At 51.4% G+C, this 20,664-nt stretch carries 15 protein-coding genes and 1 tRNA gene; 9 read left to right on the forward strand and 7 right to left on the reverse strand.

Annotated features, from left to right (window positions below; translation table 11 throughout):
- The first annotated feature begins 9 nt into the window (after window positions 1-9).
- Window positions 10-510: a DUF1543 domain-containing protein gene (locus tag KD147_RS07005; RefSeq protein WP_212547328.1), complete on the forward strand. Its 501-nt coding sequence runs from the start codon at window positions 10-12 to the stop codon at window positions 508-510.
- Here KD147_RS07005 and KD147_RS07010 read toward each other — a convergent pair.
- The 4 genes from KD147_RS07010 to pdsR all read right to left on the reverse strand — a co-directional run bounded on the left by KD147_RS07010 (window position 507) and on the right by pdsR (window position 3,772).
- Window positions 507-719 carry a hypothetical protein gene (locus tag KD147_RS07010; RefSeq protein ID WP_105188086.1) on the reverse strand — a complete coding sequence of 71 codons (213 nt, stop codon included), beginning with the start codon at window positions 717-719 and terminating at the stop codon, window positions 507-509. The two genes, KD147_RS07005 and KD147_RS07010, sit on opposite strands and share 4 nt — an antisense overlap.
- A gap of 37 nt (window positions 720-756) precedes the next feature.
- Complete coding sequence (locus KD147_RS16925; protein WP_283247824.1) at window positions 757-882, reverse strand: hypothetical protein; 126 nt, start codon at window positions 880-882, stop codon at window positions 757-759.
- A gap of 67 nt (window positions 883-949) precedes the next feature.
- Complete coding sequence (gene pdsS / locus KD147_RS07015) at window positions 950-3,082, reverse strand: proteobacterial dedicated sortase system histidine kinase (RefSeq protein ID WP_212547329.1); 2,133 nt, start codon at window positions 3,080-3,082, stop codon at window positions 950-952.
- A complete protein-coding gene (pdsR, locus tag KD147_RS07020; protein WP_212547330.1) occupies window positions 3,083-3,772 on the reverse strand; it encodes a proteobacterial dedicated sortase system response regulator in 690 nt (229 codons plus the stop codon).
- A gap of 377 nt (window positions 3,773-4,149) precedes the next feature.
- Here pdsR and KD147_RS07025 point away from each other — a divergent pair, with 377 nt between their 5' ends.
- The 4 genes from KD147_RS07025 to KD147_RS07040 all read left to right on the forward strand — a co-directional run bounded on the left by KD147_RS07025 (window position 4,150) and on the right by KD147_RS07040 (window position 11,156).
- The gene (locus tag KD147_RS07025; protein ID WP_212547331.1) at window positions 4,150-9,279 is read left to right on the forward strand and encodes a S8 family serine peptidase; all 5,130 of its coding nucleotides are present in this window, start codon (window positions 4,150-4,152) and stop codon (window positions 9,277-9,279) included.
- 204 nt (window positions 9,280-9,483) lie between these two features.
- Window positions 9,484-9,738 carry a YkoF family thiamine/hydroxymethylpyrimidine-binding protein gene (locus KD147_RS07030; protein WP_105188085.1) on the forward strand — a complete coding sequence of 85 codons (255 nt, stop codon included), beginning with the start codon at window positions 9,484-9,486 and terminating at the stop codon, window positions 9,736-9,738.
- Between the two features lie 16 nt (window positions 9,739-9,754).
- Complete coding sequence (gene pnuC, locus KD147_RS07035; RefSeq protein WP_212547332.1) at window positions 9,755-10,378, forward strand: nicotinamide riboside transporter PnuC; 624 nt, start codon at window positions 9,755-9,757, stop codon at window positions 10,376-10,378.
- Window positions 10,371-11,156, forward strand: coding sequence for a phosphotransferase (locus KD147_RS07040; protein WP_212547333.1), 786 nt, complete (start codon window positions 10,371-10,373; stop codon window positions 11,154-11,156). The genes pnuC and KD147_RS07040 overlap by 8 nt, the downstream gene beginning before the upstream one ends.
- On the opposite strand, the gene KD147_RS07045 is transcribed toward KD147_RS07040, so the two are convergent.
- Together KD147_RS07045 and KD147_RS07050 are read right to left on the reverse strand one after the other, a co-directional pair.
- Complete coding sequence (locus KD147_RS07045; RefSeq protein ID WP_212547334.1) at window positions 11,153-12,709, reverse strand: tetratricopeptide repeat-containing sulfotransferase family protein; 1,557 nt, start codon at window positions 12,707-12,709, stop codon at window positions 11,153-11,155. The two genes, KD147_RS07040 and KD147_RS07045, sit on opposite strands and share 4 nt — an antisense overlap.
- A 21-nt stretch (window positions 12,710-12,730) precedes the next feature.
- Entirely contained in the window at window positions 12,731-15,166 is a 2,436-nt protein-coding gene (locus tag KD147_RS07050) for a TonB-dependent receptor (RefSeq protein WP_105187800.1), read from the reverse strand.
- Between the two features lie 673 nt (window positions 15,167-15,839).
- Here KD147_RS07050 and KD147_RS07055 point away from each other — a divergent pair.
- The 3 genes from KD147_RS07055 to KD147_RS07065 all read left to right on the forward strand — a co-directional run bounded on the left by KD147_RS07055 (window position 15,840) and on the right by KD147_RS07065 (window position 19,106).
- Window positions 15,840-15,914 (forward strand) — tRNA-Arg (locus KD147_RS07055).
- A 369-nt stretch (window positions 15,915-16,283) separates the two neighbouring features.
- On the forward strand, window positions 16,284-18,806 hold the full coding sequence (locus tag KD147_RS07060) for a TonB-dependent receptor plug domain-containing protein (RefSeq protein ID WP_212547335.1): 2,523 nt from the start codon (window positions 16,284-16,286) through the stop codon (window positions 18,804-18,806).
- A gap of 87 nt (window positions 18,807-18,893) precedes the next feature.
- Window positions 18,894-19,106, forward strand: a complete 213-nt coding sequence (locus tag KD147_RS07065; RefSeq protein ID WP_105187798.1) for a Rho-binding antiterminator — start codon at window positions 18,894-18,896, stop codon at window positions 19,104-19,106.
- Here the strand turns inward: KD147_RS07065 and zntB are convergent.
- A complete protein-coding gene (gene zntB, locus KD147_RS07070) occupies window positions 19,084-20,076 on the reverse strand; it encodes a zinc transporter ZntB (RefSeq protein ID WP_105187797.1) in 993 nt (330 codons plus the stop codon). The two genes, KD147_RS07065 and zntB, sit on opposite strands and share 23 nt — an antisense overlap.
- A 151-nt stretch (window positions 20,077-20,227) precedes the next feature.
- Here zntB and KD147_RS07075 point away from each other — a divergent pair, with 151 nt between their 5' ends.
- Entirely contained in the window at window positions 20,228-20,656 is a 429-nt protein-coding gene (locus KD147_RS07075) for an ATP-dependent zinc protease family protein (RefSeq protein ID WP_105187796.1), read from the forward strand.
- Window positions 20,657-20,664: the final 8 nt, after the last annotated feature.

The raw sequence follows: 20,664 nt of genomic DNA on the forward strand, positions 1-20,664 counted from the left end.
GAGTGAGCGATGCAATTATTTATGGTTTATCTCGGCGGGCGTATTGAGGGCTGTCATATCGAAATGCACGACGTGCGTTTTGTCGTTGGCGAGCGCATAGAAGATTGCTACGGCAAGCTCAAAGCCCAGTGGGTCGGCAATAAAAACAGCGTGCATATGGACAGCTATATGGCAGTGCGCCATATCGACGGTTACGCGGTGAGCCTGGGTGATGCGCCGCAACAGCGCAGTGAGCGTCTCTATTTCGTAAATTTAGGTGGTTATCGTGCCGATGACATGGCCGAGCAACATGCCTTTACCCTGACCGTGGCGTCCAGCGCCGAGCAGGCAAAGCAACGAGTAAAACAGCGTTTGCTCACCGACATGAGTCATCAGCATAAAGATGATTTACACGAGGTGGATGATTGCTTTGCCCTGGATCTGCTCGACGGCCAGTATCATATTCACCTTACTCCCAGTAATCAGGCACAAGCCATGCATCCGGACTGGTTCGGCTATCAGGTACTTTAGTCGTCGCTTTGCTCTTGCTTGATAGCGATGCGGATGGCGAGGATCACCAGGGCGAATAATGCAAATGGCAAGGCTGCCAGGGCATATTCCACCAGGTTGCTATCTTGATAGTTGGGCTGTAAAACGAAATGCCCGCCGACGCACAGGGCGATGGCGATAAATAAAATGGGCAGCAGGGCGAGCTCTTTTTTTGCCTGATGTTTTTTCACAAGCGACTTCACGTGCGGATAAAGAGCGTTATTGTAATTAAGCCTCGTCCAGAGATTCAAGCTTTATTGATGCCGAGCCACCCTCATCGGTGCCGCTGTCGTGCTCGCGAAACAGCGCCATAATATATTCAAGCTCTTCAGGTAATAGGACTTGGCCTTGCATATGCAATCCGTGAGTAATGACTAACTTACTACTAAGACTACACCCCCTATGGTTAATCGATTCTGAATCAGGACAAGGGAATGTCAACGCGGATGGTCACGCCACGACCATCCTCGCGGTTGCTGGCGCGTATCTGCCCATGATGAAAGTCAACAATCAGGCGAGCAATATACAAACCTAAACCCAGGTGTGGCTGTTGCTGTTTGTCCTGCTCGCGCACCGAGACCATGGAATCGAAAATATGTTCTCCTATGTCCTTGGGTAGCGGTGGCCCCAAGTTGCTAATGCTGAGTTGGGCTTGATTGTTGTTTTGTGTCAGGGAAACCTCAATCTTGCTATCGGGCTCGGCAAATTCAAGAGCATTGTTGATCAGCTTATCAAGCAACTGCGCGAAAAAGTCGGCAGCGCCTTGTACCGGGAGCGCTGCCGATGTTATCTCCACAGCGAAGCGCGCCTGCGGATAAGCCAACTGGTAGCCCTGCATGCAGCCTTGCAGCACCTGGGTCAGATCATAATGCTCTCGCGCCGAGGTGTTGATGCTTTGTTCCAACCGGGTGGCCTCGCTCATGGTGGTGATCAGCTTATTCAGGCGGGCGACCCCCTCCTGAGCGCGGGTAAGGTATTTTTGTTGCTGCGGCTCGTGGGCGATTAACTGCAGGTTTTCCAGAGAGCTGCGCACCACGGCCACCGGGGTTCGCAGTTCGTGAGAAAGCCGCGAGGACATATTTTCCAAATAATGGGTGTACCCGCCAAGGCGATTAACGATATTGGCAAAACTACGCGAGAGATCGCCTATTTCATCGCTGTCGTTACTGACGCTCAGTTGCGCCCGCACCCGGCCCTGTTCATCAATGGCTTGCTCGGCACTGTCGCGCAGGCGGCGAATGCGCGAGGAAATACGCGAGGCAAAGAAAAATAGCGAGACAGTGCCTACCAACATCACCGCGATAATCACATTAAAGAGTTTTTCCAGCGCCTTATTGCGTAAGGTGCGCACGCCATTGGTGGTTTCTTCGGCAATGACCGCCCCCAACACCTGATCGTTACCCCAAATGGGGTAGGCGGCAGAGAGGATCACCGCCTTGTTATCCGGCGTCAGGCGCCAGTTGGAGGCGGGCTCACCGTGCAGGGCGCTGGCGATATGACTGCCTTGCAGCGCCGCCACGTCATGCAAAATATCAAGAAAATCACTGGGTGGCCTGGTCAGGATTTGGTAATACAGTGGGTGCAAGAAGCGCCGTTCGAAGCGCTGCCACATACCCTCTTTGTCCTGCTCTTGCAACGAGCTGGCCCATACACCGTCGGCATGTTGAATGGTGCCCGATTGCGCCAGCACCCTGTGGTGTTTGTCGACCACCCAGATGCGGCTGCCGCTGTGGCCCATGCCCTTTATAATGCGCTTAATCTCAGGTGAAGGCAGCAGTACCGTGCCTAGGGTATTGGCATCGGCGATATTGGAAGTGGCCATTAAATGGCGCTGTTGCTGGCCATCGTCCCAGTCGCTGATGGCAAAGCCCAATTTGTTGCCAAGCATGGACAAGGGCATACGTAGTTCGATGTTATAGCCTTGAACGGTCTGGCGGAAATAACCTTGAATATCCTTATAGGGGGTCAAGTCGGGGAGGCTAAAGGCATTCACCCAACCATCCTCGCGGGTCGCGACTATGTAATTTTTCAGCTCACCGTCGGGCGATTTAATGGCGATTTTTAAATGGTCGTTGCGCTCTATGCTGAGGGCATTTTTCGGCCGCAGGCGAACCTGGTTATCGCGCACCGCGAACACCGCGTACAGGTGTTGGGCGTACTTCCCGACCATGTGCTCAAAGGATAAGTCGCTGTCATCATGTTTTGGGTTAGGGGATTGCAGGTAAGTGCCATGGTATTGCCACATCAGGCTTTGATAGGGCGCCCAGTCGCCCAGTTCACCATCGAGGCGAATGGCATTATTGATTTGGTAGGCGTAGAGATCGCGACCCTTTTCCACCTTGGCGGTGAATTCACTGGCATTTTCAAACAGGGCTGGGCGCTCATGCAGGGCGGTCGCCAGTGCTCGGGTGGTACCGACCAGAGTTTTTTCCTGGCCCTTGCGCAGATACTTTTCCATTTCCCAGACATATTCGTAGCCAAGCCAGGGCAGCACCAATAAAAAGCAAGACAGCAAGATAACCTTGCTGCGCAGTCCCAAACCCAAACGTGCCATCTATTTGCTTTCCCAGCGATAGCCCATGCCGTAGACGGTGTCGATGCAATCGAAATGGGCATCGAGTGCCTGAAACTTGCGACGAATGCGTTTTACATGGGAGGTGATGGTGCTGTCGTCTACGTAAATTTTGGCGTCGCTCATTAGCTCATCCCGGCTCTTTACATGACCTGGGCGCTTGGCTAAAGAGTGTACCATCCAAAATTCGGTCACCGTTAGGTCCACCGCCTGACCCAGCCAGTTGGCGCGCAAACGTTTAAGGTTCAGCTCCAGTTTGTCCTGTACCAGGGTCTCGTCCTGCTCGCTCGGTGAGCCTTGTGCTTCGACGCGGCGAAAAAGCGCGGCGATGCGTGCGGCTAAATGGGCCATGCTTATGTCTTTGGTGAGATAATCATCCGCACCCATGCGCAGTCCACAAACGGTATCGATTTCGCTGTCACGGGCGGTGAGAAAAATAATTGGCAGGGTTTGAGAGCGCGCGCGCAGGCTCTGGCAAAGCATAAAGCCGCCATCAATTTCATTACCCAAACCTATATCGACGATGGCTAGGTCCGGCAAGCGCTCACTTAGCGCCAGCTCGGCACTGGGACGATCGGCGAAGCCTTGGACTTCATAGCCCTGTCCTTGCAGCATCTCTACATAGTTGTCACGGATGGCGGCTTCGTCTTCAATAATGGCTATTCGTTTCATCTAAAGGCTAATTAGGACTAACAAGGTGATTTTGTTATTACTATACCGTGATTTGCTAGCCTTGTGATGAATGAAGCGGCAATTGCCATAATTGATCATAATTCCCATAACCCCGTACCCAAAAAGATTGCAAAATGCTTACAAAAGTTTATTTATTGTTGCGATAAACGGCATGAGTACAAAATGGTACCTTAATGTACACTTTGGTACATATTCATTCGAGCCTTATGTAACAAGGGGCGTGGAGCGGTAGGTTGCTCATAACTTGTTCTTAGGTGTTTTGGTGCTCTGTTTACATATTGTTTTCTTTGGCCGACGCAACGTACCCTACTGCGCTAGCGCAACATGCGCGAAAAATTTTCATCAAGGAATACAACATGTCCAACAAGAATAGAAATCTAAAGGGGTTGGGTCGCAAAAGTACCATTGCGATGCTAACCGCTATGTACGTGGCTGGGGGAGCTGCGTCCGCACAACCGGGCTTTGAAAAAGCGCCTGCGGGCTCTTTTTACACCCCGGTATTCACCGCTGAAGACCTAGCGAATTACAAAGAGTCAAAAGAAGCGCAAACCTTATTTGGTTCAGTGGGTCAGCTAAATAGACATTATCAGGATAATTCACCTAAAAATGTATTTACACCTAAAGAAGGGGTGACTGGCAAGCGTACCTATATTGTCCAATTACAAAATGACGCCGTGGTTAACTATCAAGGCGATATCCAGGGTCTTGAGGCCACGGCCTTGACGACCACTCGTACCATGGTCGGTCGCTCAACTTTGAATGTGCGCTCGCCCGAGGTGAAAAGCTACCGCCGCTATTTGCAAGAGCAGCAAAACAAGGTGCTTAGCCGCGCGCAATCGAATGGCGCCAATATCGAAATGAAGCAGCGCTTGACGCTGGCTAACAACGCCATGATCGTCACCATGACGCAAGAAGACGCCATGGTACTGGCAAAACAAAGCGGCGTTAAGCGTATTACCGAAAACCGTATTTTCGAGCTACGCACCGATCGCGGCCCAGAATTTATCGGTGCCGATTCACTTTGGAATGGCGAAGTACCAGCTTCTTCACTGAGTGTGAAGGGTGAGGGCATGGTTGTGGGTATTATTGATACTGGTATCAATACCGACCATATTGCCTTCGCCAGCGACGAAGAATATGCCAAAACCAACCCATTCGGTGCAGGCAATTTTGTCGGTGATTGTGTTGAAGAACCTGAGTTGTGTAATGACAAGCTAATCGGTGTTCGCTCTTACCCTGAAATTACTGCTGCAAACCGTGATTATCAGTTTGGCTATCGTAACCTTCGCCCTGAAAATGGTGAAGATTATAACGGTCACGGTTCACACACTGCGAGTACTACAGCGGGTAATACGCTGATGAACACGCCGTTGCAAACAACCACAGGTGAAGTAACCAGTGACGGGGTTGATTTACCATTCAACTTTGAGAAAACCAGTGGTGTTGCGCCGCGCGCTCACGTGATTTCTTACCAAGTATGTTGGGCTGGCCGCGCTGGCGATCCTTACGCCGGTTGTCCAGAGTCCGCGATTCTATCAGCATTTGAAGATGCCATTGCCGATGGTGTTGATGCCATTAACTTTTCAATCGGTGGCGGTGAATCCTTCCCATGGGAAGATCCTATGGAACTGGCCTTCTTAAGCGCTCGTAAGGCGGGCATATCTGTTGCCGCAGCTGCCGGTAACTCGGGCCCTTATTACATGTCTGCGGACCATACTTCACCTTGGGTAACCACGGTAGGTGCGTCAACGCATGACCGTGTCATGTCACTGGGTGACAAGGTGATCAACAACTTCCAGGGTGCTCGCGCGCCGTTTAATGGCGAGTATGCGGGTAAAAGCTACGCGGGTGGTATCACAGGTCCCGTGGTATTAGCGGAAAATTTTGACGATCCGAATCCGAACGATGCCTATACGGCGGCCAGCTGTAATGTACCTTTCCCTGCGGGAACCTTCACCTCAGATCAAATCGTTGTCTGTGAGCGCGGTGACATTGCCCGTGTAGCGAAAGCCGAAAACGTGGCGGCCGGCGGTGCCGGTGGTTTTATCCTGCAAAATACCAATTACAGTGATAATGTGGTTGCCGATAACTATGTGATCCCGGGTATCCACCTGTCTGCACAAGCGCGCTGGGCCATTCGTAACTGGGTGAACGCCAACCCGGTAGGTGAAGCGATCGCCACCATAGGTGAGCCGGTGAATACCTATGAGTTTGACCCTGAGAAAGGCAATGAGCTGGCTGTGTTCAGTTCTATGGGTCCAAGTCGTTATATCAACAACCTGGTACCGGATGTAACCGCCCCGGGCGTTGGTATTTATGCGGCCAATGCCGATGACCAACCGTTTACAGCGAATCCAGCACCATCTGATTGGACCTTTATGAGCGGTACCTCGATGGCTACTCCGCATGTAACCGGTGCGATGACCTTGTTGATGCAGATGCACCCAACATGGACACCAGCAGAGATCCAGTCGGCATTGATGATGACGGCCAACAAGGTGAAAATCTTTAATGGTTACGCAACTATCGACCCTTACTACAACTTCATGGCCGGTGGCGGTGCCATTGACGTGGCACAGGCGGCCAATGCTGGTCTGGTAATGGACGAGACCATTGAAAACTACCAAGATGCTAACCCGCGCAATGGTGGTTTGGTGGAGTGGTTAAATCTGCCTTCTTTGGTTAATCAAGATTGTGAACTTGAATGTTCATGGATGCGTACCGTCAAAGCCACCAAAGATGGCTCATGGCAAGTAAGCGGCTATGGCTGGGGCGTGCAAGGTGAAGACCAAAGCGCCGGGGTTGAGGTGGAAGTATCGCCAAGCAACTTCACACTGAAAGCCGGTGAAACCCAAGATGTCATGGTAACCATGAAGCTACCAAACATTATCGATCACAAGGTAGATCCAGCGGAACCTGATGCACCCTGGGAAAACACCCTAAATAAAGACACCTGGTTTAACGGCAAGGTCGTGTTTAACAATCTTGATGGCCAATCGCCGGATGCACATTTTACCCTGGTAGCGAAAAACACCTTGGATGAGTTGCCGCTAGCCGTGGATATCGATATGGCGCGCAATAAGGCCTCTGAGTCTATAGTTGTTAACACCGATAGTTACAGTGAGTTAACGCCTACCTATTATGGTTTGGTTAAGCCGACCACCATTGAGGCGGATGTTATTGGTGTAGGCCCTTATGTTACTAAGGACCGCGTTGAGCGCGCGTGGGACGTTCAGTCAATTACCGTTCCTGAAGGCACTAAACGTCTAATGGTGAAGGTAGCCTCTACGGAGCAAACATCAAACCTAGGTGATGTTGTTGAGCCACGCTGGCAGACCAAGAAAGCCCACCTTATCGTTGGTTTTGATGCCAACAACAGTGGTTCTTTCATGGTCAGCGATGAAGAGATTGCAGAAGATCCACAAGCCCTGATCAAGGCGCTTAATGCGGAAATGATCTGTTATTCATCAAGCAGCGTTGAAGACAACTACTGTAACATTATTGACCCTGAGCCAGGCCAGTACTGGTTTGCTACTGCTGCTTTAGCTGCGCCGCGTGATTATGAATATCGCACCAAAACGCACTATGCGGTAATCGGCAATGAATACAATGGTGGCTTTGATGTGTCTGCGCCAGAGCAACACAGTGGCAACGGCAACTATGAAATCGCCATTAACTGGGATCTGCCTGAATCGCAAATGGGTGATGTTTACTACGGTGGCTTTGCTCTAGGCAACGCACCGGGTGCCGAAGGCACACTGGGCTTTACCTCTTTGAACTTTAATCACGACAGTGAAGCACTGACCCTAAACGTGAGCCAAGATGCTGCTCGTGCCATGGATGTGCTTGATGTGAACGTGAAGTTGAAGGCGAACTACGAGTCTCAAGAGCGTGACTACAACTTTGAGTTGACTCTTCCTGAGGGTATGCAGCTGTGGTCTGAAACCATGACCTCGAACAACGAGCAAGTTGCCGAGATGATCAAGGTTGAAGGTAATAAGCTGACTATCGCAGGTACTCAGCAGGCGACCCGCAATGTTAAGCGTGACTACATAGTGACCAATAACATTACCGATGCCAGCTGTAAGACGCCGATGATCGACGAGTTCTCTACCGGTGGTTATATCGACCTTCAAGGTGAGTTCCGTCTACAGCCTGTGACACCTTGGTATGAAGGTGGCCACAGAGTGTACTTTGATGTACCAATTGACTGGTTATTCTATAAAGAAGGCGCCAAGTTCGAAGTTTACAACCAGGCAAACAACAACGAAGTGCGTTTACACCCAACCGGTGCTATGCAGTTTACTCCACAATGGTGGATGATGGATGCGCACCGTGGTCCGGGTTTCTTGACGGAAGCATTAGCACCATTCTGGCGTGGTTCGTTCGAAATCGCTAACAAACGTGACCCTTACGACCCTACCGGTTTAACCATAGCATCACAGTATGCCGAAGAGCGTCCTGACCTAGGTGACCTGTTGTTTATGGAGTTCGATAATGTAACCGACAAGAACACAGGTGACACCTATGACTACGAGGTGATCCTGCGCAGCGGTATCGATGACCACAAGGATAAGTTTGAAGTTATCTATGCCTATGACAACCTGGGTGCCAATGTTGATGAGGGTGTGATCATGATCGAAGGTGGTGACAGTGTTTACTCGCCTACTGCCGGCTTTAAAGATGGTGCCCTGTACAATGTTATTGGTTACAACGACCTGGGTAAGGTGCTTAAAGACGATCTGGTTATCTGTTTCGACTACGTGGGTCCTGAGCAAAGTGAAGTTGAATTCTCTTTCAAAGCGACCATTAATCCAGAGTCGGCGGGAACCGATAAAGAGATCACCTTAGCCTATGAGCTCGGTGGCGAAGCGAAAACCTTAACTCATACCATTGCGGTTAAAGGTAACCTGAAAATGTCGGCTCTTGACGATATGGCTGTAGCAGAAAACAGCCGTATCGATGGCATCGAAGTAGTGGTACTTGATGCTGACCAATCACCAAACGAACTTTTGGTGAGCGGCGATAACATCAGCGCTGAAATAGATGGTATGTCGTTCAATCTTGTCCCGAACGCGAACTTCCACGGTAATACAGAAGTAACGGTAACCGTACGTGATAAGGCCAACACCAGTGACAGCGTATCGCAGACATTCCTGCTGAGCGTTGCATCTGATGGCATCGAATATGGTTGTACTGATGCGACAGCAACCAACTACGATGCAAATGCCAATACCGATGATGGCAGCTGTCAATATCCTGAGCCAGAGCCAGAGCCAGAGCCAGAGCCTGAGCCAGTCTATGGCTGTACCGATGCGACAGCAAGCAACTACGATGGTAGCGCAGATACCGACGACGGCAGCTGTGAGTACCCTGTAACTGTGACTCCAGAGCCAGAGGTTAAGAAATCTTCTGGCGGTAGCACCGGCATCTTTATGTTGATGTCACTGCTGGCCCTGTTCGGCGTACGTCGAGTTCGCGGCTAAACAAGGTTTCTCTGCTAATTAGCTGCCCAAGCGCAGCAAGGAAAAAAGCCCCTAATTAGGGGCTTTTTTATTGCCTGGAATGTGTGAATCCAGTTTATGCAATGACGGGCGAACAGTGAAAGAGGATAAAAGTCACGGCGAAATTTTGGCAACGCTCGGGTTCAGGTTACAATAACGACATTCTTTATTATTAGTGACATGCCCATGAAACTGACCGTTGAAATCAGTAAGTACCCGCTTCATCAAGACTATATTCCCTTTATTAAAGACTTTATCGACCGTCTTAATGAACACAAAGAGCTCAAGGTGATCACCAATACGCTCTCAACCCAGGTTTTTGGTGACTATGATACCGTGATGGCGGTGCTTAGCGCCGAGATCAAACGCTCCTATGAGCAATTCGGTAAGGCCATCTTTGTTTGTAAGTTTTTGCACGGCGACCTGTCGCCTCAAGACTAGCACTTAGGAACGCCTTATGGACGCCTTAAATAGCACCTTATCTGGCTTTGCCGCCATGTCCGGCTGGGAATATGCGGCAGTGGCACTCTCCGTGGCCTATTTGTTGTTGGCCATGCGCGAAAGCCTGTGGTGCTGGCCCGCAGCCTTTTTCAGCACCCTGATCTACACCCTGATGTATTGGCAGGGCGCCTTGCTGATGGAATCCCTGCTGCATTTTTATTATATGGGTATGGCCATTTACGGCTGGTGGGCATGGCGCTACGGCAAAGAGCGTAGTCAAAGTCAGGGCATCGTCAGCTATCGCCTGAGGACGCATGCCTGGCTAATTGCTGCGACCGCGCTTATCGCTGTATGCATAGGCTATGTGATGGATAATTACACTCGTGCCGACTATGCCTACCTGGACAGTTTAACCACCTGCTTTGCGGTGTTAACCACTTACTTTGTGGCTAAAAAAGTGTTGGAAAACTGGCTCTATTGGGTGGTTATCGATGCCGCTTCCATCTATTTGTATCTGGCCAAGGGCTATTATCCGACCGTGGTGCTATTTGTGTTTTATACCTTTATGGCGATTACTGGCTACCTACGCTGGCGCCAGCAATATCAGCAGAAGGAACAGGGAGTGCCGGCCTATGCCTGAGTCGGTGGGTCGCATCCATGCCTTGGTTACGGCATTTAAAGCCGATGCGGTGATTGACCAAATTACCTTTTTGCCACAAGGGGTAAGCAACGAAAACTATCGCGTCGATACCGAGCAGGGTACTTTGCTGGTGAAGCTTTATGGTAAGCCGGTCCCCGCTGCCGCCATCGATGCCCAGCGCACCTTAGCGCAACAGGGCGTCTGTCCGGCCCCCGTGCATGTGGACAACGGCCATCGCTGCGCCATTTTCGCTTATGCACCGGGGCAGATGCCTGTTACCTTCGATGCCGAGCAGGCCCTGTTACGGCTGGTGCAAATTCATGGTCTGCCAAGCGGTGGCACGGCGTTAGACTTGCATGCCGAGCTTGCCGGTTACGCCAATGATCCCTGCTATCGTCCCTATGCACAGGCGTTGCAAGAGGTGGTAGCCTTGACACAGGCTGCACGCGAGGATTACTGCTTTTGTCATAACGATCTGATCAAAGAAAATATTATCAGCCACCGTGGGCAGTGGCAGTGCATCGACTTCGAATATGCCCAGCATGGCGACCGCTACTTCGATTTGGCCATGTTAACCCTGAGCTTTAAGCTCTCCGCGGGTCAACAGCAGAGTTTGTTTAGCAATTACTTTCGCACGATGAAGCAGCAGGGCAACTGGCAGAAATTTAAGGCCATGCAAAAGCTGGTGGCGGCCCTAAATTACTTTTGGTATGTGCGCCATCAGGTGCAGCATCGTATCGATGAGGCTAAGCTCAGCCTCGATGCGCTCATGGCCTAACTCTTATCTACCAAGGCCTCATATTGGCGCTGATAATGGCGCCAATAACCAACGGATCCCTTGTTCAGCGGACGGCGAATTTGCAGTTTACTGGCGGTAGCACAGGCGCTGGGCTTGGTATAAAACTGCAAGCAGTCGTCCTGCCAAGGCAGCTGACAAAACGCATATAATCGGCGCAGTGCCGGCTCACCTTCGCTGACCAGGTCTTCATAGCTTTGCAAAATCACATTCTCCGGATATTTAGCGGCAAAGTGCCGCGCTAAGCGCTCATAATCATCATAAAACGCGGCGATATCCCAAAGCGTAAAGGCATAATGATGGAAAGGGCTGTGCACCTGATAGGCCTGGCGAAAGTTGGCGATGCAGGTGTCTTCTTTGGCGCGCAGCATAAGCACGATTTTCGCTTGGGGCAGGGCATGGACGATAAAGTCGATGTAGTAAAAGTTAAACGGCAGTTTATCGCAGCCGCGCTCGGCGTCTCCCTTTAATCCCCTGTAACGACCGAGGTACTCCTTTGCCAAGGTAGCCACATCTCCCTGGCCTGCACTAGTGATGACCTCGGGCGTCAGAATGGCGGCACCGCTTTGCCCACTTAAGCGCTTGACCCCCTGAGGGAAGTCCTGCAACTCACCTAAAGACGCCAAGTGTGGGCTTTGGCACAGTAACTGGGCTACTAAGGTGGTGCCTGAGCGAGGCATGCCCGCCACAAAGACGGCTTCAGCATCATTATCCTGTTGCGATATAAGCTGAGGCGGTGTCGAGATCAACTGCTGGCAAAAGGCCCTGTGCTTGGCGGCATCAAAGTGAATACGTTTGGCCACCGCTTCCTTGCTGTTTGCAAAGGCGTTAAAGGCCTCGGCATAGTCCCCCAGTAGTTCATGCTCTAAAGCCAGGGCATGGAACAGGTGTTGGCGGGCGATGGCATTTTGCTCTTGTGCCAATAGGGCGGTGAGCTGCTCTATATGCGCCTGCGCTTCGGCCATGGAGCTTTGCTCGGCCAGGGCATAATGGGCGCGATAGTGATTGGGGGTGAGCTGAAGCGCCCGTTGCAACAGTTCTTTGGCTTTGCTGTTAGCGGCCATAATGTTATGGCTGATGGCGGCGTTAACCAGAATATCGGCGTTATCCGGGGAGTATTGAGCGGCGCGCAGATGATAGCCATGAGCGTTGTGATAGTCGCCGAGACGACTATAGAGGTTCGCCAGGGTGTCCAGTTGCCCGGCGTCCGTGAGTGATTCCTTATCTAGGGTTTGCAGCGTCTGGTGGCACTCTTCGCTGCGCCCAAGCAGGTATAAAAACTTGCCGCGGTTAAGGACATACTCCGGCTGCGCCGAAATTGTCAGTGCCTTGTCCAGGAGTTTAACCGCCTTGGTCAGGTCGCCGGCCTGGGCGTTGACCTCGGCCATCAGCGACCAGGCAAGGTGATCTTCAGGATTTTGCTGCAACCGAGTGAGCAGGTCCTGATGAGCCTGGGTGAGCTGTTGCTGGCGTAACAGGTGCTGAATGTGGTGGCGCAATGTGGAGTCGGTCATATCAATAAAAAAAGGGGGCAACCTTGGTTGCCCCTTAGTGTATTACAGCTCGAAGTTATAGGTAAACTTCATGCCAATGGTCCGTGGAGTGGTGATGTAGTGACCATACACCCGTTGCAATTCAGGCAGCTCATGGTTTTGGTCGGCATAGCGCCCCATCCCCGCCCAGGATTTATCACGACGAGTCGAGGTGAAGGCGTACTTGTCGAACAGGTTGTCGACATACAGGGTGGCCGACCACATATCTCCGGAGATCTTGGCGGACAGATTGCTAAGCGCATAGCCCGGCAGCACTTCGCCGTCGGCCTTAAGACCTACCTTGGTATAGACATCGCTTTGTGCGGTCAGGCCATAGTTAATGTTCAACAACTTGTCGCCAAACACTTCGTTTTCGTAGCTGACCCCCAGTGATGCCTGGTGCTCAGGCGAACCGGGCAAGCGGTCGCCGTCAGCCCCGTCGTAATAAGCCTGGTCCGGCTCATACACATCAAACAGCATAGGGGCATCTTCGGTCAGTTCGGCCTTGGCATAGGCGTAGGTGGCATAGACCGTCCAGTTGTCGCCTAAAAGAGCGCGAGTCGATAACTCGACGCCTTGAGAGCGGGCGGAGCCAGCGTTGGCAGTGATGATCTCCTGACCATTGACCGTGGTCGACTGAATTTGTGCATCGTCCCAATCAACACTAAAGAGCGCGGCATTGAAGTGCAGCTTGTTACGTAACCAGGTTGATTTAATACCTAGCTCATAGTTGGTGGTGGTGTCCGGCTTATAGGCCATTTCATTGGGCAGGGCACAGATGATTTGCTGATCTGGCAATTGCTCCGGGCAAGACTCCAGGCCATTACTGCCGCCGATACGAAAACCTTCGCTGATGGTGAAATAGGTGACCAAACCATTGTCAAAGGTGTAGTTGGCGTTGAACTTAAACAGGCTGCCGTCATCTTCGGCACTGCTTGGTTCCAGGTCGACATCCGCTCGCGAGGCATAGAATACATCATCCCAGGCATCGAATAAGGGCGTGGCCGAACCGGATTTGGAGTCGATTTCATACTCGTAAAAACGTGCGCCCAGGGTGATGTTAAACTGATCGGTAAAGGCATAGCCCACCTCACCAAACAAGGCTTTTTCCGTGGTATCTGACTCGGTGATAGCAATGTACTCTAGGTCCGGTTCGATATTGGGAATGTCGCTGCCATAGTCGAAGTTATCGAAGCCCGGGGCATATTCCCTGTCGTCCGATTTGCTTTCAAACTTGTTGTAGTAAGCGCCAACAATCCAGTTCCAGGGTCCATCATGGCTGGAAACCAGGCGCAGCTCCTGGGTAAAGCTGTCTTGCTCACTGGTGTCCTTGGTGTAATCGACAAAGGCCGGGAAGTTGGCGTAGCCGGTCCAGATATCGTAAAGCAGATCGGTTTGATCGCGCTGACCTTCTTGTTCATAGCTCGACCAGCCCGAGGCCGAAACCAGCTCGGCAAAGCCTAAATCGGCTTTTAGCTCCAGGCTAAGCAATTCATCTTCTTGCTCATTGGGCTCTTCAACACGGTAGGCTGAGTCGTATTTGCCGACCAAGTCGTGAATGGGGTTATCCGGGCTGATGCTGCCGTACTGGGTGATCGAATTGCCGCCGTGTTCCTGCTTTTGATAGAAGTAGTTGAGGGTGCCCTCAAAGACATCATTGGGTGCCCAGCGCAGTGACAGGCGCGCCGTGGTAATGTCTTCATCATTGGCATCTTTGACCTGCTTAAGGTTGGCCTTCACCTCGTCGGCATTGTTCCAGTCCGGGTCGGGCAGGGATACGCCCGGCTCACGCACGACAAAGTTGTAATCCATATAACCCGGGTTGTGGTAATAGTTTACGCTGGCACGGACCGCCAGTTCGTCCTCGATGATAGGGGTATTAAATACAAAACCCGCTTCGCCGCCGGTGCCATCGCTTTGTGACAGAGTGAACAGGTCGCCGCTGATTTGCCCTTCAGTGATATCCAGTACCGGCGCCTTAAGCATATATCGAATGGCGCCGCCTAGCGTACCGGCACCGTACAGGGTGCCTTGTGGGCCGATCAGCACCTCGACGCGCTCAACGTCGGTGAGGCGTAAATTGATATTAAGGGGGATCTCACCCAAATAAGTGGCCACGGTGCCGCTGTCGGATGCACGCTCCGACGAGTTGGTGTTCAAACCGCGCACGATAATCGGCGAGCCTTCACGTCCGCCCTGATCGGTAATGGTCAGGCCCGGTACCCAGCGCGCGACGTCTTCGAGCTGAGCAATATTTTGATCTTTCATCACGTCGGCATCCATGGCGGTGATGTTGAGCGGCGCTTCTTGCGCCGAACCGCTGCGACGAGTCGCGGTAATTTGAATGACTTCCAATGCCTTTTCTTGCTTGATTTCGCTGTTGGCTTGCTCGGCGTTGGCGTAGCCACATAAGCAGCCGGCAATGGCCGTAGCCAGTAATGTTGGCTTAAATTTACCCATGTTGTATTACCCTGTGAATTTGATATAGCAATGCAATCTGCCATTCAATAAAAAGCACGTTAACAATAATTAAACAACCCCCTAAAAGAGGGACGGAAATTAATATTCAGTCATTGCGCTTTTTTATTCTCTATTTGCCAAGTTGCGTGCATTTTTGTGCAAAAATATTCGCTATTTTTTTGCGTGATATTGCTCTAAATGCGGGCTTACCATGTACCAGAGGAATTTCTACATTTTCCATCCAGCCGGGCTTTTTGACTCGAAAATAAAGATAAATTGAATTTAAATGCAATTATAGGGAATTTAAATTCAATTTATAGGTTTTTGTAGTCAATATATTGTGGTTATTTTGTTGTTTTTTTGTAGCTGCTCTGGTCTGGTGCATAAAAATGCTGGAAGTGCGTTGCTGCAGCATGAATAACTTGTTGTTTTTGTGGCAATAATGCTTTTTGTCTACGCTTTTTATCCCGGGTTTTGAACAACAGGACAGCGCGCAAAAAGCAAGGCGGGGGGCTCCCCTTGTATAAGTCTGAAATTTCCGCCGATAAACTGGACGAGTCGACTCTTTGTCACTGAATAAATTATCGCCATCCGATTAGCGGGGGCTGGTATTTCCCAAGGGATGCCATTACTATAGGCGCAGTTGGCGCTATCCCATGCTGCTGACTCAGCTGCTCTCGTGGTGAAATGGATATCACGTGGCCCTCCGGAGGCCAAGTTCTAGGTTCGATCCCTAGCGAGAGCGCCATTACTGGCCAATCAGTAAGTTATACTTTTATTCCTTTATCTCGCTCTACTCTTTATCTGGCTATTTTTGCCGTCTATACATTGCCTCCCTCCGGCTAGACGTTAACGCCTAGTGGGCTGTGTTGTCGTTAATCCCTTAAAAATATTTTCCTATCCTCGCCCTGAATGTGTCTATAAAACAGGCAGTAAGATGTGTTTCCTTGCACGATTTTAGCGCCGGGTTAGCACCTTGTTTACGTCTGAAACAGTCTGTTATTGAGTACTCATTTCGGTGAATAAGTTAGTTTATTTTGCTATTTGCTGTTACTAAAATGGCTACGTATGATTGCCCCCTTTTTTATCACCTAGTTCCAGTATTCAGGGGGTCTTCATGACAATTACAACCAATTACCTGGCTTTAAGCCTGGCTATCGCATCGGCATTGGGCAGTGCGCCAAGTCTTGCTGCTACGGCGCAAAACGACAGCGCGGCGGAGCAAGATATGGAAGTGATTGCCGTGACCGGTACTCGCCGCAGCCTACGTAGCCTGGGAGAGAGCACGGTGCCCGTCGATGTGATCACCAGTGCTGATATGACCAGCACCGGTCAGTTAGAGATCAGCCAGGTGTTGGCCGCCCAAGTGCCGAGTTTTAATTACCCCAGCGCTACCCTAGCCGATGGCACAGATCATGCCCGCCCTGCTGTATTGCGCGGTTTGGCACCGGATCACACCCTGGTATTGGTAAATGGTAAGCGCCGTCATGCCGGTGCGCTTTTAAGTCTAGGTGGCGTAGTGGGTCGTGGCTCGACCGCGGTGGATTTGAATATGATCCCCGTTGCCGCTATTAAGCGCGTGGAAGTGCTGCGTGATGGTGCCGCCGCCCAATACGGCTCAGACGCCATAGCCGGGGTGATCAATATAGTGCTAAAGGACGCCGATGAAGGCGGTAGCATCAGCGCCACTTACGGCGAGTACGATACGCAAATGGCCGGTGCACCTCAGCTGAAGCGTGCTTATGCCGACAACAATGGCGACCTGGCCTTTGAAACCGGTGATGACCGTCGTATCAACGACGGCGCCAACCGTACCTTCAGTGCCAATACGGGTTTAGCCTTGGGCGATGAGGGCTTTGTTAACATCGCCCTGGAGTACCGTGACCATGAGCCAACCCTGCGCTCCGGCTTTGATCCCCGCGAACAATATGCCCGCCTTGACGATGGCAGCCTGGATCCGCGCGAATTTACCATTGACCGTTATAACCACCGCTTCGGTAAGGCAGCGCTGGAAGATGTCGCCCTGTTTATCAATAGCGGTTATGAGTTGGGTCAGGGTTATCGCTTGTATGCCTTCGGCAGCTACTCCGAGCGTGAAGGTAACTCCGGCGGTTTTTATCGCCGAGCCAAAGACAGCCGTAATGTGATCGCGCTTTATCCCGATGGTTTCTTGCCGCAAATTGATACCCAGGTAGAGGACTATGCCTTAGCCCTTGGGGTGGAAGGGGAAAGCGGCGACTGGAACTGGGATATCAGCACCAACTATGGCCGCAATGATTTTGCCTTCGGTGTCAGTAACAGCCTAAATACCTCGCTAGGTGTTAATAGCCCGCGCGAGTTCGATAATGGCGCCCTGGTATATGACCAATGGTTGGTCAACGCCGATGCCAGCACCGTGCTTGACCTGGGTTTAAACGATGATGTGTTTTTCACTATCGGTGCCGAGTACCGTCGTGAGGGCTATCAAATCGAGCCTGGTGAAGAGGCCTCCTATATTACCGCCGTCGATAGTAATGGCGCTCCGTTAGGAGCCGGTGGTGCCCAGGTATTGCCTGGTTTTAGCCCTGCCAGTGTCACCGATGAAAGTCGCTACAATATGGCGCTGTTTGCGGAATTCGATACCTATCTCAACGAGGATTGGAACCTGGTTTTGGCCGGGCGTCTGGAAGACTACAGTGATTTCGGCAGCACCTTTACGGCGAAACTGGCAAGCCGTTACAGCGTCAGTGAAAATCTGAGCCTGCGCGGTGCCATCAGCAGCGGTTTCCGTGCGCCATCTTTGGCACAAAGCTCGTACCGCCAGATCTCTACCGTGTTGGAAAACAATCAGCCATTTGAGGTCGGTCTATTCCCTGCCGATACCGCCGCGGCACAGGCTTTGGGAGCTGAGCCACTGGAGGCCGAAGAGTCAGTCAATATCACCGCCGGCTTTATCTATAATAGTGGTGCTTTCAGCCTGACCCTGGATGCCTACCGCATCGATATCGACGACCGCATCGTGCTCTCGGAAAACTTAGAGGGCGACGAAGTGGCGGCGATTCTCGCGGCGGCCGGAGAGGCCCATGTCGAGAGCGTACGTTATTTCACCAATGCCATCGATTCGCGCACTCAGGGCGTGGATATTGTTGCCACCTACCAGCTTGATTTAGCCACCTGGGGCGATATGCGCTTAAGCGCCGCCGGCAACCTTAACGACACCGAGATCACCGCCGTTAAAGATAACCCGGCGGAGTTGGATTCATTGGGCGAGAGCTATCAGTTGTTTGCTCGTCGTGAAATCGGTCGTTTTGAACAGGGTACACCGGATAGCAAGCTAAACCTGACGGCGATTTGGAACCTGGGCAAGTGGCAAACCACTGTGCGAGTGACCCGTTACGGCGAGGTGGCGGATATTTCCTCACAACCAGAGCGTGACGAATACCTGGATGCTAAATGGCTGACCGACCTGGAAGTGGCGTATCATCCCGATGCCAGTTGGAAGCTGGCTTTAGGCGCCAATAACCTGTTCGATCAATACCCGCAGGCGACGGTGGACAATGTGGGCCAGTCTGATTTTAACCAGATTTTCCCGTACACGCCGTTTGCACCATACAGCCTGGATGGGCGCTTTATCTACGGTAATATCACCTACAGTTTTTAGTGCATTATTAAGGGGCTCAATGAGCCCCTTTTATTAGCCGCTGTGCTATAAGAAAAGAGTTCGCTGGTGTGAAAGAAGGAGAAGCCGATGGCCTATATGCCAATTTCCTGTGAGCAGCATGATCAAATTGAGATTTATTGCATGCGCCATAATGAAGTGTCGGTGACCTTGCACAGCGGTGAGCAGTTTTGTGCTCGAGCCGAAGATGTGGGTATCGTCAGTGGCCAAGGGGAGTGGCTGCATTTTAGCAACCACGCCAGTGTGCGCCTGGATCAGATCAAAGCCATTTCTTTAGCTTAAAATATACGGCTATCAAGGCGGTCAGAGCCACCAGGGCGATGACGAAAATGGCAAAAGCGGCATCGGACTCGGTACCCGGGATACCGCCGATATTGACCCCTAACAGGCCGGTTAAAAAGCCCAAAGGCAAGAACAGCGCGGCCACCACGGACATTACATACATGCGTTTATTGAGCTGGTCGGAAACCTGACTGGCGACCTCTTGTTGAATGATCTGCGCCCGCTCAATATTCATATCCAGCTCTTCTAAATAACGCACCAGGTGGTTGATGGTCTCGCTAATGCGCGAGCGATCCTCATCTTCTAACCAGCTTGGCGGTTGTGTTAACAGGCCGCGCAGAGCGTCTTTTTGTGGGCGAATATAACGCTTTAGACCTATTGTCTGCCTGCGCACCTGAGACAAGGCATTATGGTCATAAGGCTGGCTGCTATCGACCTGCTCCTCAAACTGGTCGAGCTTGTCTTCAAGCTCGTCGATGACGTCCTGCATCCGCGATGTGAGGTTTTCGCTGAGTTGGCAAATAAGTGATGACGCATCCTTGGGTCCATCGCCAGCGCGCAGTGAGTCGGCTAAGGCGCCCACCGAAAGCAGGCGGCGGTGACGGGTGGAAACGATCAGTTGGTCGCTAACATAAAGGCGAATCGACACCATGTCGTCCGGCGTTTGTGCCGGGTTCAGATTCACCCCACGTAAAAACATCAGCGTGCCTTGGCCGTCGGTCACCAGGCGTGGACGAGTCTCCTCGGCCAGCAAGGATTGGTAGGCAAACTCGCTTAAATTAACGCGCTCAAGATAATCGCGGGCTTCATCAAAGCAATAGTCGAGGTGCAGCCACAGTAAGCCGTCGGTTTTTTGCCAAGCGCTAATTTGTTCTTTATTTGTCAATTCCTTACTGACACCGCCTTGGCCGTCGAGCACTAGGGCATGGATTAATGCACTCATTGAGAATTCGCTTTTTGTTGTCGCCATTTTCTTCTATCCTTGACTACAACATCGTGAAGATCAATTAATTATATTAATCGACGCGAGTAAATTAATTCACTGTTCTTTAAGGTGAATTGCCGTATAAAGCGGATCTTTAACAACTTGCTCCCGTCGGAGCACTGAGCTGGTAGCCATTATGGAAAACAGAATTTTAGTCGGTTGGCGCGAGTGGGTTGCGTTGCCTGAGTTAGGGATCAAGCAGATCAAAGCCAAGGTAGATACCGGAGCCCGCACATCTTGTATTCACGCGTTTAAGGTTGAACCTTATATGCAGGATGGCGAAAAATGGGTGCGTTTTTGGGTGCACCCGAATCAAGATGATGTCGAAACCGAAATTCAATGCCAAGCTAAAGTAAAAGATGAGCGTACCGTCACCGATTCTGGTGGTCATAGCGAAATGCGTTATGTGATTGAAACCTTGTTGAGTATCGATGGCCAACAATGGCCGATGGAGGCAACATTGACCAACCGCGATACCATGAAGTTTCGCATGCTACTAGGGCGCACCGCTATGGTGGGCCGCATTGTGGTTGACCCTGAGCTCTCACACCAAACAAAGTTATAAGGATAACT

Source organism: Pseudoalteromonas sp. BDTF-M6 (assembly GCF_018334135.1).
Lineage (GTDB): Bacteria > Pseudomonadota > Gammaproteobacteria > Enterobacterales > Alteromonadaceae > Pseudoalteromonas.

What these genes read in the sequence shown, in the direction of transcription:
- pdsR (WP_212547330.1), bottom strand. Translation starts at nt 3,772, where the DNA reads ATGAAACGAATAGCCATTATTGAAGACGAAGCCGCCATCCGTGACAAC.
- pnuC (WP_212547332.1), top strand. Translation starts at nt 9,755, where the DNA reads ATGGACGCCTTAAATAGCACCTTATCTGGCTTTGCCGCCATGTCCGGC.
- KD147_RS07050 (WP_105187800.1), bottom strand. Translation starts at nt 15,166, where the DNA reads ATGGGTAAATTTAAGCCAACATTACTGGCTACGGCCATTGCCGGCTGC.
- zntB (WP_105187797.1), bottom strand. Translation starts at nt 20,076, where the DNA reads ATGGCGACAACAAAAAGCGAATTCTCAATGAGTGCATTAATCCATGCC.
- pdsS (WP_212547329.1), bottom strand. Translation starts at nt 3,082, where the DNA reads ATGGCACGTTTGGGTTTGGGACTGCGCAGCAAGGTTATCTTGCTGTCT.
- KD147_RS16925 (WP_283247824.1), bottom strand. Translation starts at nt 882, where the DNA reads ATGCAAGGCCAAGTCCTATTACCTGAAGAGCTTGAATATATTATGGCG.
- KD147_RS07065 (WP_105187798.1), top strand. Translation starts at nt 18,894, where the DNA reads ATGGCCTATATGCCAATTTCCTGTGAGCAGCATGATCAAATTGAGATT.
- KD147_RS07025 (WP_212547331.1), top strand. Translation starts at nt 4,150, where the DNA reads ATGTCCAACAAGAATAGAAATCTAAAGGGGTTGGGTCGCAAAAGTACC.
- KD147_RS07060 (WP_212547335.1), top strand. Translation starts at nt 16,284, where the DNA reads ATGACAATTACAACCAATTACCTGGCTTTAAGCCTGGCTATCGCATCG.
- KD147_RS07030 (WP_105188085.1), top strand. Translation starts at nt 9,484, where the DNA reads ATGAAACTGACCGTTGAAATCAGTAAGTACCCGCTTCATCAAGACTAT.
- KD147_RS07040 (WP_212547333.1), top strand. Translation starts at nt 10,371, where the DNA reads ATGCCTGAGTCGGTGGGTCGCATCCATGCCTTGGTTACGGCATTTAAA.
- KD147_RS07005 (WP_212547328.1), top strand. Translation starts at nt 10, where the DNA reads ATGCAATTATTTATGGTTTATCTCGGCGGGCGTATTGAGGGCTGTCAT.
- KD147_RS07075 (WP_105187796.1), top strand. Translation starts at nt 20,228, where the DNA reads ATGGAAAACAGAATTTTAGTCGGTTGGCGCGAGTGGGTTGCGTTGCCT.